The 17,124-nt window shown below is 68.2% G+C and carries 15 protein-coding genes; 4 read left to right on the top strand and 11 right to left on the bottom strand.

Features of this window, described 5'->3' with window-relative positions; translation table 11 throughout:
- The first annotated feature begins 13 nt into the window (after window positions 1–13).
- Entirely contained in the window at window positions 14–1,459 is a 1,446-nt protein-coding gene (locus CR919_RS07490) for an FAD-dependent oxidoreductase (RefSeq protein WP_099819476.1), read from the top strand.
- Here CR919_RS07490 and CR919_RS07485 read toward each other — a convergent pair.
- Complete coding sequence (locus CR919_RS07485; protein WP_243379980.1) at window positions 1,445–3,877, bottom strand: response regulator; 2,433 nt, start codon at window positions 3,875–3,877, stop codon at window positions 1,445–1,447. The two genes, CR919_RS07490 and CR919_RS07485, sit on opposite strands and share 15 nt — an antisense overlap.
- 153 nt (window positions 3,878–4,030) lie before the next feature.
- On the opposite strand from CR919_RS07485, the gene CR919_RS07480 reads away from it, so the two are divergent.
- On the top strand, window positions 4,031–4,900 hold the full coding sequence (locus CR919_RS07480) for a methylglyoxal synthase (RefSeq protein WP_099819475.1): 870 nt from the start codon (window positions 4,031–4,033) through the stop codon (window positions 4,898–4,900).
- A gap of 413 nt (window positions 4,901–5,313) precedes the next feature.
- On the opposite strand, the gene CR919_RS07475 is transcribed toward CR919_RS07480, so the two are convergent.
- Genes CR919_RS07475 through ttcA form a run of 3 tightly spaced genes read right to left on the bottom strand, consistent with a single transcriptional unit; the run spans window position 5,314 to window position 7,991 of the window.
- Window positions 5,314–6,093 carry a SprT family zinc-dependent metalloprotease gene (locus CR919_RS07475; RefSeq protein WP_099819474.1) on the bottom strand — a complete coding sequence of 260 codons (780 nt, stop codon included), beginning with the start codon at window positions 6,091–6,093 and terminating at the stop codon, window positions 5,314–5,316.
- A 59-nt stretch (window positions 6,094–6,152) separates the two neighbouring features.
- On the bottom strand, window positions 6,153–7,058 hold the full coding sequence (locus CR919_RS07470) for a recombination-associated protein RdgC (RefSeq protein WP_089241793.1): 906 nt from the start codon (window positions 7,056–7,058) through the stop codon (window positions 6,153–6,155).
- 36 nt (window positions 7,059–7,094) lie between these two features.
- Window positions 7,095–7,991 carry a tRNA 2-thiocytidine(32) synthetase TtcA gene (gene ttcA, locus CR919_RS07465; RefSeq protein ID WP_099819473.1) on the bottom strand — a complete coding sequence of 299 codons (897 nt, stop codon included), beginning with the start codon at window positions 7,989–7,991 and terminating at the stop codon, window positions 7,095–7,097.
- Between the two features lie 90 nt (window positions 7,992–8,081).
- Between ttcA and CR919_RS07460 the strand changes: the two genes are divergently transcribed.
- Window positions 8,082–8,285 carry a YdcH family protein gene (locus tag CR919_RS07460; RefSeq protein WP_032978412.1) on the top strand — a complete coding sequence of 68 codons (204 nt, stop codon included), beginning with the start codon at window positions 8,082–8,084 and terminating at the stop codon, window positions 8,283–8,285.
- Window positions 8,286–8,578: 293 nt separating this feature from the next.
- Here the strand turns inward: CR919_RS07460 and CR919_RS07455 are convergent, their stop codons facing one another.
- The 6 genes from CR919_RS07455 to CR919_RS07430 all read right to left on the bottom strand — a co-directional run bounded on the left by CR919_RS07455 (window position 8,579) and on the right by CR919_RS07430 (window position 15,528).
- A complete protein-coding gene (locus tag CR919_RS07455; RefSeq protein ID WP_099819472.1) occupies window positions 8,579–8,938 on the bottom strand; it encodes a hypothetical protein in 360 nt (119 codons plus the stop codon).
- Window positions 8,935–11,571, bottom strand: a complete 2,637-nt coding sequence (gene plsB, locus CR919_RS07450; protein ID WP_099819471.1) for a glycerol-3-phosphate 1-O-acyltransferase PlsB — start codon at window positions 11,569–11,571, stop codon at window positions 8,935–8,937. Before plsB ends, CR919_RS07455 begins: the two co-directional genes overlap by 4 nt.
- The gene (locus CR919_RS07445; protein ID WP_099819470.1) at window positions 11,571–12,524 is read right to left on the bottom strand and encodes a hypothetical protein; all 954 of its coding nucleotides are present in this window, start codon (window positions 12,522–12,524) and stop codon (window positions 11,571–11,573) included. Before CR919_RS07445 ends, plsB begins: the two co-directional genes overlap by 1 nt.
- A 317-nt stretch (window positions 12,525–12,841) precedes the next feature.
- The gene (locus CR919_RS07440) at window positions 12,842–13,666 is read right to left on the bottom strand and encodes a serine protease (protein ID WP_099819469.1); all 825 of its coding nucleotides are present in this window, start codon (window positions 13,664–13,666) and stop codon (window positions 12,842–12,844) included.
- A gap of 219 nt (window positions 13,667–13,885) precedes the next feature.
- Complete coding sequence (gene pyrF, locus CR919_RS07435; RefSeq protein ID WP_099819468.1) at window positions 13,886–14,611, bottom strand: orotidine-5'-phosphate decarboxylase; 726 nt, start codon at window positions 14,609–14,611, stop codon at window positions 13,886–13,888.
- On the bottom strand, window positions 14,608–15,528 hold the full coding sequence (locus CR919_RS07430) for a 5'-nucleotidase, lipoprotein e(P4) family (RefSeq protein WP_089241807.1): 921 nt from the start codon (window positions 15,526–15,528) through the stop codon (window positions 14,608–14,610). Before CR919_RS07430 ends, pyrF begins: the two co-directional genes overlap by 4 nt.
- Window positions 15,529–15,628: 100 nt before the next feature.
- On the opposite strand from CR919_RS07430, the gene CR919_RS07425 reads away from it, so the two are divergent.
- Window positions 15,629–16,282, top strand: coding sequence for a DUF480 domain-containing protein (locus tag CR919_RS07425; protein WP_099819467.1), 654 nt, complete (start codon window positions 15,629–15,631; stop codon window positions 16,280–16,282).
- Between the two features lie 73 nt (window positions 16,283–16,355).
- On the opposite strand, the gene CR919_RS07420 is transcribed toward CR919_RS07425, so the two are convergent.
- Entirely contained in the window at window positions 16,356–16,880 is a 525-nt protein-coding gene (locus CR919_RS07420) for a GNAT family N-acetyltransferase (protein WP_099819466.1), read from the bottom strand.
- Window positions 16,881–17,124: the final 244 nt, after the last annotated feature.

The raw sequence follows: 17,124 nt of genomic DNA, 5'->3' as shown, positions 1-17,124 counted from the left end.
CACAGAGCCCGCCATGAGCCGCAAGCACGCCTTCCAGTTCCTCGACCTGCCCCGGACCATGCCGCAGCGCATCCCGGTCGAACTGCGCACCTCCGGCGACTGGGGTGAGCTGTACGGAAAGTTCGGCAAGGAAGACGCGCAGTACCAGGCCGGCCGTTGCCTGGACTGCGGCAACCCGTACTGCAGCTGGAAGTGCCCGGTGCACAACGCCATTCCGCAATGGCTGCAGCTGGTGCAGGAAAACCGCATCCATGAAGCGGCCACGCTGTGCCACAGCACCAACCCGCTGCCGGAAGTGTGCGGCCGGGTGTGCCCGCAGGACCGTCTGTGCGAAGGCAGCTGCACGCTGGAGGAGTTCGGCGCGGTCACCATCGGCGCAGTGGAGAAGTACATCGTCGACACCGCACTGGCCACCGGCTGGCGGCCGGACATGACGGCGGTGCAGCCCACCGGCCACACGGTGGCCGTGATCGGTGCCGGCCCGGCAGGCCTGGCCTGTGCCGACCGCCTGGCGCATGCCGGCATCACCGCGGTGGTCTACGACCGTTACGAACAGGTCGGTGGCCTGCTGCAGTTCGGCATCCCCAGTTTCAAGCTGGACAAGGACGTGATCCGCCGCCGCCGCGACGTGCTCGAAGGCATGGGCGTGCAGTTCCGCCTGGGCGTGGAGATCGGCCGCGACATCAGCCTGCAGCAGCTGCTGGACACCCACGATGCGGTGTTTGTCGGTACCGGCGCGTATCGCTACACCGATGGTGGCCTCGACGGCCAGGACCTGAAGGGCGTGCTGCCGGCGCTGCCGTTCCTGGTGCAGAACAGCCGCATCGTCGGCGGCGATGATCCGCAGGGCCGGCCGATCGCCGGCTGGGAGGACCAGATCGCCCTGCCCGACCTCAATGGCAAGCGCGTGGTGGTCCTCGGTGGTGGCGATACCGGCATGGACTGCGTGCGCAGTGCGGTGCGTCTGGGCGCGGCCAAGGTCACCTGCGCCTACCGCCGTGACGAGGCCAACATGCCGGGCAGCGCGCGCGAAGTGGCCAATGCGCGCGAGGAAGGCGTGCGCTTCCTGTTCAACCGCCAGCCGCTGTCGATCGAAGCCGGCGCCGATGACGAAGTGATCGGGGTTACCGTCATCGAGACGCGCTTGGGCGAACCCGATGCCAACGGCCGCCAGAACGCGGTGCAGATCGAGGGCAGCGAGTCGCTGCTGGAGGCGGACGTGGTGATCATCGCGTTCGGCTTCTCGCCCAGCGTGCCGTCGTGGCTGGCCGAGCACGGCGTGGAAGGTCAGGCCAATGGCCGCATCCTCGCTGGAGGCAAGGGCAAGCTGCCCTTCCAGACCGCCCATCCGCGCCTGTTCGCCGGTGGCGACGCGGTGCGTGGTGCCGACCTGGTGGTGACCGCGGTGGCCGAAGGTCGCGACGCCGCCGCCAGCATCGTCCGGCTACTGGCGCACTGACAGACCGGCCAGCGGTGTCAGCACCGCGGCGAGCGTGGCGTGCAGTGCGTCGCGCTCGACCGGCTTGGCGATGAAACGATCGATGCCAGCGTCGAGGCAGGCCTGACGGGTACTGTCGAGCACGCTGGCGGTCAACGCGACGATCGGCACCTGCGCCGGGTCGGCCCGTGGATCGGCGCGGATCGCGCGGGCCAACGCAAAGCCGTCCATGCCCGGCATGTGGCAATCGGTGATGACCAGCGCGAAGCGGTGTGCCTGCCACGCCTGCCATGCCTGCTCGCCATTGGCCGTGGCATGCACCTGCAGTCCCAGCTCCTGCAGGCGCTGGACCAGCAGCTGCAGGTTGGTGGGATGGTCTTCGGCAACCAGTACCCGTACCGGCGGCAACGCTGGCAAGCCAGCCGCATCGCCAGGATGCTCCGCCAATGGCGCCTCGCAGGCCGGCAGGTACAGGTCCAGCCACACCGTGGTGCCCGCGCCCGGCGTGCTGCACAGGTGCAGTTGCCCGCCCATCGACGCCGCCAGCTCACGGCAGATCGCCAGGCCCAGGCCGCTGCCACCGAAGCGCCGGGTGGTGGACGCTTCGGCCTGGGTAAACGCTGCGAACACCGCCCGCTGGCGCTCGCGGCTGATACCCACGCCGGTATCGGTCACCTGCAGCCGCAGCTGCTGGCCCTGCTCGTGCTGCTGCAGCACCCGCACCTGCAGGTCCACCCCACCCTGCAGGGTGAACTTCAGCGCATTGCCCGCCAGGTTGAACAGGATCTGGCGCAGGCGCAGCGCATCGGCCAACGATCCCCGCTGCAACGCGGGATCCACCTCGCAGCGCAGATGCAGCCCCTTGCTTGCCGCCACCGGCACCAGCAGGCGCTGCACCCCCCGCAGCAGCTCGGCCAGGTCGGTGGGCAGGCACTGCGGTGGCTGCGGGCCGGACTGCAAGCGTTGGCTGTGCAGCACGTCATCGAGGATCTGGCGCAGCATCTGCGCTGCATCATCGATGGTCGCCAGCACCTGGCGCTGGCGCGTATCCAGTGCGCTGCTGCCGAAGCACTCCAGCATTCCCAGCAAGGTGCTCATCGGCGTGCGGATCTCGTGGCTCATGGTGGCCAGGAAATGGGCCTTCGCGGCGGCATCCTGCTCCGCGTCACGCCGGGCATCGTTCAGTGCCTGCGTACGTGCGCGCGCCTCGGTCACGTCCATCCAGTATCCGCTCCATTCCACGCCGCTGTCGCTGCAGGCAATCGGCCGCCCGTGCGAACGTACCCAGCGCCAGCCGTTGGGGCCGCGCGTGCGGAAAGTGATGTCGATGGGCCCGCGCACCAGTGCGGCGGCATCAACGCAGGCCAGCACCGAGCGGCGGTCCTGTGGATGGACTGCGGCCAGCAGGCTTCCATGGTCCACCCGCGCGGTGTCCACGCTGATCCCGAACAGGGCATGCACGTCGCCGGCGATGTGGGGAACGCTGTACTCGCCGGCACTGCTGCGCCGCGCCTGGTACACCACCGCCGGCAGGTTGGCGGTGACCTCCTGCAGGCGCTGTTCCAGCGCCTGCCTGCGCAGGCCTTCGCGGTGCAGCCGCCAGTAGCCGAACGCATACACCAGGCACAGTGTCAGCAGCACCAGCAGCACGGCGATCGACCCGCGCAGGGGCGACACCGGCGCGAGGCCACGGCGAGGGGATGTCGAGATCCAGTGGGCCCGCAACGCCTCGCGCTGCTCCGGCGCCATGCCTGCCTGCAGCTGGTTGAAGCGGACCACCAGATGCGCGCACGCCGGCAGCGTGGCCAGGACCAGTGCGTCGCTGAAGCCGGCCGGTGCCGCCACGTCCAGCGCGCCGCCCGGCTGATTGCGCAGCGTGGCTTCCACGTTCACGAGGTTGCCCACCACCGCATCGATCTGACCGCTGATCAGCAGCTGCAATGCCTCGTCCAGCGCCGCCACCTGCAGCAGCGGCACGTCCGCGCCGGCTTCCTCCAGCCTGCTGGCAAGCGGCACGATGTCGGGGCTGGCCACGCCGCGACCGTGCAGTCCGCCCAGGCCGATGATCGGCGGCGCGTCGGGGCGTCGCACGATCACCTGCGGCACCTGCAGGTAGGGCACGCTGGCCACCCAGCCTTTCGGCTTCTGCGCGCGCGGCCAGCCGAGCACGGCGTGGGTCCCGGCCGGGAGCGCGGCGGCGGCCAGCGCCGTCGCCGCGACCGGTGTGGCGCGCAGCGTGGGGTATTGCTCCTGCAGCAGCGCCAGGTAGGCGGCCACCAGGCCGTGTGGCTGGTCGTCCTGACTGGACGACAACGGTGCACGATCGGCGGGATAGGCAAGCAGGATGGGGCCTTCGCACTGCCCGGCCCAGGCCGGCGCCGACAACAGCGACAGGGCGACGATGCGGGCCAGGCGGCCAGCGACATTCACGGTGGACATCCTCATGTCGCAGCAGGGGCGTGGCCGTATTGCGATACGACCTCCTGCCACGCTAGCGACGCATTTCCCAGCAACAATGAGGAAATGTGTAAAACCCTCCGAAACCGCCAATAGCGACATACACTGCCGCTTCTACCGATCCCGGAGCTTTCGATGCGCATCGGCCTGGCCGCCAACCGTCTCCATCATCACGACGCGCGCGCGGCACTGTTCCGCTGGTTGCGCGCCAGCGAACCCGGGCTGCGCGAACTGGGCGTGACCCTGTGTGCGGTCGGCCGTACCCACGATGCGATCCAGCGCAACGGTTTCCTTGCCGGTTACGACGGCCTGCAGCGCTATCCGTACGGTCGCGAAGGCGGGTTGATGAAGCTGGTGGCCGAAGTGGTGGGCATGGGCGCCGAGCGCACGCTGGACGGTGCGGTCTACCTGATGGATCCGGTCGACCCCTCCTCGGTGTTCCCCGAGGCGACCGCGCTCAAGCGCCAGTGCGTGATCCACGGCAAGCCGTTCATTTCCACCGTGGCCACCGCCCGCGACTGGATCGAGGTGGAGCGCGTCCATGCGGGCCTGGCTGCCGATGCCGGCGCCGACGACCTGCATGCGTTCGAAGGGCAGACGCTGGCGTTGATCGCGCACGATGCGATGAAGCCGGCGATGCTGGCGTTCGCCGATGAACATTTCGACGTGCTGGCGCGCTTCGGCGAACGGGTAGCCACCGGCACCACCGGCCAGCGCTTGAACGAGCTGGCCTGGAGCCGCGGCTGGCCCGCGGATACGGCGTGGGTGACGCGCTACCAGAGTGGCCCGATGGGCGGCGATGCGCAGATTGCCGACCGCGTGCTGGAAGGCCGTTGCCAGCGCGCGATCTTCTTCGAGGATCCGCATGTGGCGCGCCAGCACGAGGCGGACATCCAGCTGCTGGAGCGGGCGGTGACCACGGTGACCGATCAGGCGGTGTGCATCACCGCTCCGCGGGTGGCGGCGCGATGGGCGGAGGCGGCGGCATTGCGCGTGGGTCGATGAGGTTTTCGGCCAACGGCTGAGCCCCTCGTGGTGACCGTTCAAATCAAAAGCCGTGGTTGGCCGTGCGGGGTGGATTGCGCAGGGGTCGCTGCAAGTACGTCCATGTAAGCTCGGTCGCCGCATCCATGCGGCTCACGCCCCTGCGCAACCCACCCCGCCCGGCCACGGAGGGTTTCCGTGCTCACCACGGAAGAGAAAAAGAAGTGCAGGAGCGAAGCGGGTCGCGCGCTGCGCGCGCTTTTGTAGTGCCGAAGGTAGCGGCAGGAGCCGCTGCCAACGTCGCTTGCGACGGCCCGGAGGGTGCCGGTCAGGACGACCGGCATAGCCATGCTCGGCTGCTCTTGGTCGCGGTGGCTGAATATCCACGCCGCGCGCGATAGCCGAGCATGGCTCGGCTCTACAAAATCACAGCGCTACAGCAGCTGCCGAAGCATTGCCTTGAGGCGTCGCCCTTCCAGCTGGAAATAGTCGCGCTGCGCGCGCCAGTCGGGGAAGCGTTGTTCCACTTCGTGCCAGAAGGCCGGCGAGTGGTTGGCCTGGATCAGGTGGCAGAGTTCGTGCACCAGCACGTACTCGAACGCGGCGGGGCGGCCCAGTACCAGGGCCAGGTCCAACGCCATGCTGCCGTCGGGGGCCAGCGAGCCCCATTGCGAGGACATCACCTTCAAGCGCAGGCGGCTGGGCGCGCGCGGCAGGCCGGGCAGGTACTTCGGCAACCAGCGGCCGACATCGGCGCGGGTCTGTGCTTCGTAGAACTCGCGCAGCAGGCGACGCAGGGTCGCATCGCCGCCGCGGCTCGGCCATTGCACGCAGGCACCGTGTTCGTCGATTTCCAACCGTGCGTAGCGGCCTTCCTGCCAGCGCAGCGGCAACAGTTCGCCGCGCAGCGGCAGCACGCCTTCAACACCGGGCTGCAACGCGGCGGGCAGGCCGTGTCCCTGGTAAATGCGCAGCTGCAGGCCCAGCCAGTCGCGATGCTGTTCGAGGAAACGCTCGCCCATCACCAGGCTGGCACGCGGCGGCAGTGTCAGTCGTGCACCGCGCTCATCGACGCTGAGCTTGATCCGGCGCGCGCGCGGATCGCGCACACGCAGTACCTCGATCTCGACATCCTCCAGCCGCAGGCGAACGGTGTCGCGCTGTACGGTGGCGGCAGGGACCGGCGAGATCAGGCGGCGCAGCAGACGGCTCATGCTCCCAGCATAGCGCCGTGCGGGGCCGCCGGATGACCGGCGGCCGACGGCCTGCCTGTTCAGTCAGCCTTGCTGAGCTTGAAGGCTTCTTCCAGCAGCAGGAACAGGCGGCGGATCTCCGCGCTCTGCAGGGCGAAGCGGGCGTCGAACTCGGCACGGCGGCCGTCTTCGTCCGCGTGCTCCAGCTGGTCCAGCGCACCGTCCAGGAACTTCAGCTTGCGCACGATCAGGTCGTCGCCCAGCACGAACGACAGGTTGTCCTCGAACACCAGGGCCAGCTTGGTCACCTGCTTGCCGGCGTCCAGGTGCTTGTCGATCTCGTCGCAGCGCAGTTCCTGGTGCTGGCACTTGACCACCGCGCCGCCTTCCACCGGATCCTTCATCTCGCACTCCTCGCCCAGGCTGAAGCCGGTGGGCAGGGGCTCGCCGGCGATCCAGCCGGTCAGGATCGAGCGCGGCGCGACTTCGGCGTTCAGCGGCATTGCCGGGAAGCTGCCGAGCAGGCCACGAATGTCGGACATGAAGTACTCGCCGGTCTTGCGGCTGGAGGTGTCCACCACCACGTAGCCGTGCAACTGGTCGATGAAGGCGTCGTTGCGCGAGGACTTCACGAAGGCGCGCGGCAGCAGTTCATGCAGCAGGTCGTCCTTCATGCGCTTGCGCTCGCGGCCACCGGGGCGGCGGCCTTCCTTCTCCTCGATCTCTTCCAGCTTGCGCTCGAGCAGGTCGTTGACCACCGCGCCGGGCAGGATCTTGTCCTCGCCACCGACGGTCAGCCACAGGTGTTCGGCAATGCGGTGCGAGAGCGCTTCCTTCTCTTCGCGGCCGAACGGCGAGATGAAACCACGCGAGTTCATTTCCAGCGCGCCGACCGGCTTCAGCAGGGCGTGCGGCAGCAGGGTATCGACTTCGGAAAAATCAGTGGAGGTCGGGAAGCGGAAGAACGTCAGGTTGCGAAAGAACATGGAATTCCGGTGTCTGAAGAAGAAGGGCGCCCGACCTTAAACGGCAGGCGTCTCGGGAACTGCGTCGGCCAGCCAGGCATCGGCATGTGCCGCATCGCCACGGCGGCCCAGGGCCATGAAATCAAACAGGGCGGCATCGGCCAGCTGCGCAGGTCGCACGTCGGCCATCGCGCGTGCGATCTGTTCGATGCGCCCGGGATGGTCCTGGTCCCACTGCTTGAGCATCAGGCCGACCTGCCGGCGCTGCAGGTTTTCCTGGCTGCCGCACAGGGTGCAGGGAATGATCGGAAAACGGCGGGCCTGCGCGTACTGCGCGATGTCGTGCTCGCGCACGTACGCCAGCGGGCGGATCACCACGTGCTGGCCATCGTCGCTGAGCAGCTTCGGTGGCATGGCGGCCAGCTTGGCATGGTGGAACAGATTCAGGAAAAACGTCGCCACCACGTCATCGCAATGATGGCCCAGCGCGATCTTGCTGAAGCCATGCACCTTGGCGTGGTTGTACAGCGCGCCACGGCGCAGGCGCGAGCACAGCGAACACATCGTCCGGCCTTCCGGGATGACCCGGCTGACCACCGAATACGTGTCCTGTTCGATGATCTGGTACGGCACGCCCAGCCCGGCCAGGTACTCCGGCAGGACATGCTCGGGGAAACCGGGCTGTTTCTGGTCCAGGTTCACCGCTACCAGTTCGAACGGCACCGGCGCCTTTTTCTGCAGCTGCAGCAGCAGGTCCAGCAGGGTGTAGCTGTCCTTGCCGCCGGACAGGCAGACCATGACCTTGTCGCCCGCTTCGATCATGCCGAAGTCGGCGATGGCCTGGCCGACCTGGCGGCGCAGGTGCTTGCCCAGCTTGTCCGCCCGGTGCCCGGCCACGCGCGGATCGCGCGAAGCGCGCTGCGGGGGATCGGGCAGGGAGATCACGGCGGACATGGCGCCATTCTACCGGCTTGCGGCAGCCTGGACCCGGGGTCGGGATTCCCCTCTCCCGGCAGTCATCGTCGCTGTGTATGCTCGGAGACCGTGGACACCTACAACCCCGCCGAAATCGTCGAACACCTCGTCGCCCTGCGTGCCGAGCACCGGTCGCTGGATGAACAGATCGCGCGCATGGCCGCCAACGGCGAGGATGAGCTGGAGTTCAAGCGCCTGAAGCGGCGCAAGCTGCAATTGAAGGACTGCATCACCAAGCTGGAAAGCCTGCAGATTCCGGACGAGCCGGCGTAACCGGTGGCCCATCCACGCATGGCGTGGATCTACTGCAGGCCCACGCCGCCCCGAAAGCAGATGGCCCGGCCCTGCCCGGCCCGGCAATCCATGGATCCACACCATGCCGGGACATCCCAGTAGATCCACGCCATGCGTGGATGACGCGATCCGGCAATCCATGGATCCACGCCATGCCGGGACATCCCGGTAGATCCACGCCATGCGTGGATGACGCGACCCGGCAACACCTGGATCCACGCCACGCCGGGACATCCCGGTAGATCCACGCCATGCGTGGATGGGGCCGTGCATCAACGCGGCAGCACCAGCTCCGCATTCCAGGCCGCTTCGCCGTCCACGGTCAGGTCGCAGCGACGCACGTTGCTAGCACCGGTACAGCGCAGCCCCAGCGGATGGCCGTACCAGTCCCCGGCAAGACCCTGCCGAGCAGCCGGTTCATCACCGCTGATACGCACCTCGCCAGCCAGCCACAGACGGTAGCGCGCCGGTTGCCCGGCCTTTGCCTCGACACACAGCCGCACCGGCGCATCGGCTAGTCGCCCCGGCAGGGTATCGTCCACACAGGCCTCTGCAGCCTGCACTGAAGCAACAACCGCAAGGCCTCCGACCGCGATCAACGCGGCCAGGCCCGACAGGCGCCGCAGGTTCAATCCTGCGGTGCCGGTTCGTCCGGGCGCGCCGCTTCCGGGCTGACCCGTTCGATGGTGTGGCGCAGTTCGCGGCCGAGGATGAACTTGGCATCCTTGGCCCAGGCATCCAGGCGCTCGTCGAACAGCAGCTTGCTGTTCTCGTCCGGCCACACCAGGCGCAGCTCGCGCAGCTTCTGGATGAAGCCGCGGAACAGCGACTTGTCGAAGAACTCCGGCGCGGCCGGCGCGTAGAGCAGGCTCAGGCGCTGCGCGGCCTGCTGGCACAGGCTTTCCAGCTCGGCGGCGCCGAGCGTGCCCGGGCCATTCTTCACCAGCACCGAAATGGCGATGTAATACCGCTCGAACGCCTGCTGCAGCGAATGCCCGATCGCCCGCAGGCGGAACACTTCGTCGGTCTGCCCGGTGTTGCGCGCGAGGATGCCGCCGTCGTCTTCGTTGACGTTCTGCAGCAGGCCCTCACGCACGAACACGTCGATGGTCTGGTCGATGCGCTGGGCGAACTCGTCCTCGGTCCACGGCAGGAACAGTTCGGCCTGCAGGAACGGGTACACCGTGCGGCCGAGCTGGACCAGGCCGGTGCGGCTCATGCGGCGGTTGTTCTGGAAGCAGCAGGCCACCCACGACGACGCGGTGAACAGGTGCACCACGTTGTTGCGGAAGTAGCTCAGCAGCACCGCGGTATCGCCGCTGACGCTGAGCACGTCGCCCAGCGGGTGCTTGATGCGGGTGAGGACGTTGATCTCTTCGGCGTGGGCGATGATCCGCTCCGGCGAGTGCGGGGTCACCGTCACCCGGCCCGAATACGGCATCTCCACCAGCAAGGTCTTGCACAGCTCGATCTGCGCGATCAGGTCGGCCTCGCCCATCGCATGCTTGGGCGTGGACAGCAGGGCCAGCGCCAGCAGGTTGATCGGATTGACGTCGGCGGCACCGTTGATGCGCACCTGGATGCGCTCGGCCAGGGTGTCGACGGTGGTCGACAGCCACGAGGGCTTCTCGTCCTCGGACACCGCCTCGCCACCCCACTCCGGGGCCTTCTCGGCCAGCACGTCGTTCAACGCGATCGGTTCGCCGAAGTTCACCACCACCTGGCCGTAATTCTGCTTGAGCACCTTGGGGATGCCCCACAGCAGCTGCCAGATCGATTCCTTTTCCTTCGGCCGCCCGGACAGTTCATCCAGGTAGCTGCCACCTTCCATCAGCTTCTCGTAGCCGATGTAGATGGGCTGGAACAGCACCGGCTTGCGCGGCTGGCGCAGGAACGCGCGCAGGGTCATCGAGATCATGCCGCCCTTGGGCTGCAGCAGACGGCCGGTACGCGAGCGCCCGCCCTCGACGAAGTACTCGATGGAATAGCCGCCTGCGACCAGCTGCGCGACGTACTCGCTGAGCACCGCCGAGTACAGCGCGTTGCCACGGATCGAGCGGCGGATGAAGAACGCACCGCCCTTGCGCAGCAGGGTGCCGACCACCGGCAGGTTCAGGTTGATGCCGGCCACGATGTGCGGCGGCACGATGCCGCGGTCGTACAGCAGGTAGGACAGCAGCAGGTAGTCCATGTGGCTGCGGTGGCTGGGCACGTAGACCACTTCGTGGCCCGGCGCGGCGGCCTTGAACTTGTCCAGGTGGTGCACCAGCACGCCGGCGTAGATGCGGTTCCACACGTGGCTGAGCATGAAGCTGGCCGAGCGCACCACCGGGCTGGAATAGTCTGCGGCGATTTCCCAGGCGTAGGCGTGCGCCTTCTTCCAGGCATCGCTGGTTTTGCTGTTGTCGCGCTTGGCCTGGGAGGCGATCGCCTCACGCACCGTCTCGGCGGCCAGCACCTGGTCCACCAGCAGGCGCCGGGTCGACAGGTCAGGACCGATCACCGACTCGCGGATGCGGCGGAAATGGGTACGCAGCACGCGCTGCAGCTTGCGCACCGTACGCTCGGGCTCCAGGCCCTCGTCGATGGTCGAGCGCAGCGAGATCGGTGGTGCGAAGCGGACGATGGTGTTGCGGCCGTTCAGCAGCAGGCCGAGCAGGCGGCGGAAACGGCCGACCAGCGCCCAGTTTTCCGAGAACAGCACGGCGAACCAGCCGCTCTGCTTGTCCGGGGCGCGACCGACGAAGATCGATACCGGCACCAGGTGCACGTCCAGATCGTCGCGCACGCGATGGGCCTGCAGGACCTTGGCCAGCGAATCGGAATGGGTCTTGGCGCCGCGCTGCTCGGGAATCAGCGAGTTGCTGGAGCTGCGGCGCGACAGGGCCAGGTAGGCGCGCTTGCGGCCGGTGGGGTCACCGGCCAGCGGCACCAGCGGCGACGGCAGGCCGGCCTGGCGGCAGGCCTTGTCCAGGATCAGCGCGTTGGACAGGCCGTAGTCTTCCAGCACGTACATGACCGGGCGGCCATCGTTGTACTGGCCCGGGTCTTCCGGCTCGATCTTCAGCGACAGCCAGGGCTCCACCAGACGCCCGAGCAGGCGCGCCCACAGCGGGCGGCGGCCGGCAGGACGCGCGTGCACGGGCGTCGCCGCTGGCGGCGTGCCGGCGTCGGTCGAGGGGGACGCCGGCGCCGTGTCGGCGGGCGTCGGCTGGGATTCTTCGCCGGGGAACGGCAGCGGGTTCTGTTTCGACATCGACGTCATTATGGCTTAGCCGATGGCGTTGCCGCTTCCCCATCGGTTGCGGGGGCGGGCACAGGGTCCGGAGCAGCGGCGGCGCGGGCGGCATCGGCCTGGCGCAACAGGGCGTCGGTATCGGCCAGGGTGCGGGTCAGGTACCAGTGGCCCTCGCGCCGGCTCAGCGGCACCTGCACGGTCATCGCGCGGCCGGCAAGCTCGTACTGCAGGCGCACCAGGGCGTTGTCCCCTTCCACCGACAACAGCTCGCCGCGCACGCTGCGCAGCGCCTCGTCCACGCCCAGCCCGTAGCTGGCCAGCACAGCCTTGACCGTGTGGATGAACGGCGCCAGCTGCTGCAGGCTGCCTTCCATCCCCGCGGCCTGCAGGCCTGCGTCGTCCTGGAAGCCGACCTGGGCCGCGGCACCGACGAGCGCGGCGATGCTGCTGCGGGCCCTGGCGCGGTCGCTGATCGGCGCGTCCTGGGCCCACGCCGCCAGGGTCTGCACCAGCTGGATGTAATGCGCCTGCTGGCCAGGCGTGTAGCCCTTCTGGTGCCGCAGGTACTGCACACCGAAGTTGCCCATCGACTGCGCGGCCTGGCGCACGGCGCGGGCCTGTCCGGCCAGCTGGCGGTCGAAACTGCGCTGCAGCTGCACGCTGGCGCCGGGCTCGCGCAGCGCCGCCAGCATCGGCAGCAGCTGGTCGCCGAGCGGCAGTCCGGTCAGTGGCCACTGGCTGTGACCATCGGCCCAGGCCTGCTGCAGGCGCTGGTACTGGCTGGGGGGCACCGACAGTTTTGCGTAGCCGACCAGGTCGTCCTCGGCCAGCCGTTGCGCCATCGCCTGTACCGCGGCGACAGGCTCGGCCGGCGCGGCGGCCGGATCGCTGCCGGATTCACGGCACGCGGCGATGGCCAGCAGCAGCATGGCCGCCAGCCCCCATCCCCGCGCAGACCTTCCTCGCACTACCACGCTCATGCAATCGGACTCCCCGCACCGGTCCGCATCTTGCGGCCTGCGACATGACAGCGGCAAGCCGGGGCGTCACGGTTTCCGCCATGGCCTGCGCTGCGTGGTGGATTCACGACATGCGTCGACGGGTCCTGCCCGCACCGGACGGACAAAAAAAAGAGCCCGGATCACAGGGATCGCAGACTCTTCAAACCGGCGCAAGGCCGGTGGACAGTGTTGTGGCGCATGTCCGGCCCGAAGACCGGATGGCGGCGATCCTACGCTGCCCGCAAAGTTAACGCAACACATGACAAAACATCATTCAACTCATTGATTTCATTGAATCAATCGCGTTGCCAGACCGCTTCTATGAAATCTACGGCATGTTTTTCGGCGATTCGGGCATAAACGCCGGGATACCCGGCCAGCGCGCAGCCTTCGCCCCAGCTGACGACACCGAACTGGGTCCAGCCCTCGCGCAGGCGCAGCAGCAGCGGACCGCCGGAATCGCCCTGGCAGCTGTCGACCCCCTCGCGGCCGGCGCAGATGACCTTGCCGCGTGACAGCTCTCCTGCATACGCCTGCTGGCACTCGGTGAAGGGCACAAACGGGGTCTGCACCGTCTGCAGCTGGGTGGGATAGAGCCGCCCGTCGGTGATATCGGTGTCGCCCCAGCCGATCACCGTGAACTGCCTGCCGGGCTTCAGATAGCTGGCATCGGGCCGCAACCGCAGCGCCACTGGCTGCGCATCGGCCAACGGCGTACCCAGATGGATCAGGGCGACGTCATGCTCCAGCGAATTGCCGCTGTTGAACGCCGGATGCATGTGGATGGCCGTGACGTTGGATGCGCGTGCCGACGGTTCGGTCGACAGCGCAGTGACGCCACCCAGCACAGCCAGATCACCGGGGCGATCGCCGTCCACGCAGTGCGAGGCCGTCAGCACCCATGAGGGGGAAATCAGCGTGCCGCCACACCAGTGGCGACCGTGGTCACTGTCACCGAACGACAGGCGCTGGATGCTGACCATGAACGGGTAGTCGCCGGGCCTGGCAGCCTCGCCGCCGATGATGCGCGGCGCTTCGCGGGGCTGGGGTGCCGCCGCAGCGGGAAAGACGATGGCGGCGGCCAACAGGCTGCCGAACAGCAAAGAGGGGCTGCGATACATATCCGTGTATTCCTCTGTCGATGGTTGGAACCGGCACGGCCGCGGTCCGTGCTGGTGCATCGAGTGATAGAGGCCGCTCCAACCGCGCAGCGCGATGTGGCGCACAGTTTCCCGGGCTGGGGTCGGGTGCGTCAGGGCAACAGGCACAAATGCGAACGCCATCCCGCATTCGGCGGGATGGCGTTCGTGGTACCGGCGTGACCGCCGTCGGAGCGGGGCTCAGCGCGCGGCCAGAGCCGTCGCGATTTCCTGCTGGATCGCCCGTGCTGCGGCCTGCGGATCGGTCGCCAGGCGGATCGGACGACCGACCACGATGGCATCGGCGCCATCGGCAAAGGCCTGCGCCACCCCCACGGTGCGCTTCTGGTCATCGCCGACCGGACCACCGGGGCGGATGCCCGGGCAGACGATCGAGAAACCGGCGCCGGTCGCGGCACGGATCGGACCCGCTTCCTGGCCGGAAGCGATCACGCCGTCGATGCCCGCAGCCTGTGCGGCCAGCGCGCGCTCGACCACGACCTCCACCGGCTCGCGGTCGATGCCCATCTGCGCCAGGTCCGGGCGGCCCATCGAGGTCAGCACGGTCACCGCCAGCAAGCGCATGTCGCCGCTGTTGGCGGCCGCGCAGGCCTCCATCATGGCCGGGTGCCAGCCGTGGATGGTGGCGTAGCTGACCGGCCACTGCGCCAGGCGCTTGATCACCGCCGCGGCGGTGGCGGGGATATCGAAGAACTTCAGGTCGACAAACACGCGCTTGTCGCGGCGTGCCAGTTCGTCCAGTACCTGGAAGTACTCACCGGAGGCGAGCAGTTCCATGCCGATCTTGTAGAACGCCACGCTGTCACCAAGGCGGTCGACCCACTCCAGCGCCTGCACGCGGTCAGGCACGTCCAGCGCGAAGATCAGACGCTCGTCGTCACGCAGCGGCAGTGGGGCGCGGCTCACGGCGCGTAGTCCAGCGCGGCACGCTTGGCGTCATGGCGGGCCTGGCGCGACTGCGCGTAATCGTTGTTGAACTGCGCCGGCTCGAAGCCGCCGTAGGTCGGGTTCGGCAGCATCCACCAGCGCTCGCCGAACCAGTCGTGGTACTGCTGCAGCAGCGCGTCGCGGCCATCATTGGTGTTGGCGGTCACTTCCACGAAGTCACCCAGCTGGTCGCCGAACTGCATCAGCACACGGTACTTCTGGCCGGCCAGGCGGCGGCGGCAGTTCTTCTCGCTGCCGGCCTGCTCGCAGCCTTCGACCACGGTGCCCAGGCCGAGGAACACGCTGTCATCGGCCACCGGCAGGCCCTGCTCGCGCAGGTTGGCCAGGGTCGCGTCCTTCAGGTGCACGGCGCGGTTGGAGATGTACAGCAGGGTCACGCCCTTGGCGTTGGCCGCCTTGGCGAAATCGACCACGCCGGGAATGGCCTTGGCCTTCTTTTCGGCAACCCACTGGTCCCAGCTGAGTTCGTCGTATTCCTTGCCGTCACGCACCAGGCGCGCCTGGTAAGGCGAGTTGTCCAGCACGGTCTCATCCACGTCCAGCACCACGGCCGGCTTCAGGCCCTTGGCCTCGTTGCCGCGCTCTTCCGGCACCAGCGCATCCCAGTGGGCTTCCTTCAGCGCGACGTCCAGGTGGTCGGCGGCCGCGCGGTAGGTCTGCTCGGTGATCGCCTTGTATTCCTGCGCGCGCTGCATCCACAGCACGGCATTGAGGTTGTCGTTGGCGGTCGCGTCAAGCGCGCCGTCGGCCTTGGCGGCAGCGGCCGGCGCTTGCGGGGTGGCGGCTTCGGCAGGCGCTTCCACGCGCTTGCAGGCGGACAGGCCCAGCGCCGCGGTGGCGAGCAGGGTCAAAGACAGGGACACAGGACGACGCATGGATTCACCGGCAATCAGATATACCGGCCCATTTTACCGGCAAAGGCGCCGCCGGGACGGCTATGCTTGGTGGTTGACCTGTTGTCTTCCGGAAGCCGCCATGACCGATCCTGCCCAGACCCCCGACGTTCCGCTGCTGGATGCCGTACAGGCCCGCCTGCTGGGCTGCCTGGTGGAGAAGGAAGCCACCACCCCGGACACCTACCCACTGACGGTCAACGCCGCGCAATCGGCCGCCAACCAGAAGACCGCCCGCGAGCCGGTGATGAACGTGAGCGCCGGCAGCGTGGAGCATGCGCTGCGCCAGCTGGAGACCCTGGGCCTGGCCCGCCAGCACTTCTCCTCGCGCGCCGACCGCTACGAGCACCGCCTGCAGAGCGCGCTGGACCTGACCCGGCAGCAGACCGTGCTGCTGGCCCTGCTGCTGCTGCGCGGGCCGCAGACCCTGGGCGAACTGGTCACCCGTGCCGAGCGCCTGCATCGCTTCGCCGATACCGACGAAGCCCGCCACGCGATCGAACGCCTGCAGCAGCGTGCCCTGCTGGTGGTGCTGCCGCGCGTCAGCGGCCAGCGCGAGGACCGCTACATGCACCTGCTGTGCGGTGAAGTGGACGGCGCGGCGTTGGCAGCGAAGTACGCCAGCAGTGGCGGCAGTGCCGAGTCGGCCGAGCCCGGCCTGGCCGAACGCGTGGCCCAGCTGGAAGCGGCCGTGGCCGAGCTGCAGGCCCAGCTGGCGGAACTGCGCGGCGGCTGAGGCGGTGGGTGCCGACCGTTGGTCGGCACGGTGGCACTCTGTCGTGCCGAACAACGGTCGGCACCCACCACGATCAAACCTCGGCCGCGCCGAGCGTGGCGTATAGGCGGCTGGGGCTGTCGATGCCCGGCAGCTGGATGACCCCGCGCTCGTGCATGCCCAGGCCCAGCAGCACCTTTGCCGAGGCGACGTTGTCCAGATCGGTGATGCCGTAGAGATCCTGCAGGCCCAGCACCGTGCGCGCGTGATTGAACACCGCCCGCGCCGCCTCGCTGGCATAGCCCTGCCCGACGAATTCCGACAGCACCGCGTAGCCGATATCCGGCGCCGGCAACCCATCCCGCCGCACCAGCCCGGCGTTGCCCAGCCACGCACCATCGGACAGCCGCTCGATCGCATACATGCCGAAGCCATTCAACGCATAGCTGTGCAGCACCCGCAGGGCGATGTACTCGCGCGCCTGCGCTTCGTCGCGCACATTGCGGTCACCGATGAACCGCACGAAGCCCGGATCATTGAGCAGGGCCAGCATCGGTGCCGCATCACGGTCCGGTTCAATGGCCCGCAGACGCAGGCGCTCGCTTTCAATCGGGTGCACGGACAAACCTCCAGCCAGAAGCTCCGATTGTGCCTCAGCCCCCGGCTGTTGCCGTGGCCTTTGATCTTCTTTTTCTTTTCCGTGGCTGACGCGCACGGAACCTGTCCAAGGCCGGGTAGATGGGTTGCGCAGGGGCGTGAGCCGCATGGATGCGGCGACCGAGCTTACAGGGACGTACTTGCAGCGTCCCCTGCGCAGCCCATCTACCCGGCCAAGCACACATGCACCGCGAACGGCCACGAGG

It is taken from the genome of Stenotrophomonas sp. LMG 10879, from assembly GCF_002750935.1.
Lineage (GTDB): Bacteria > Pseudomonadota > Gammaproteobacteria > Xanthomonadales > Xanthomonadaceae > Stenotrophomonas > Stenotrophomonas lactitubi_B.
Note: the sequence above shows the minus strand (reverse complement) of the source record. Positions and strands in the feature narration are given on the sequence as shown.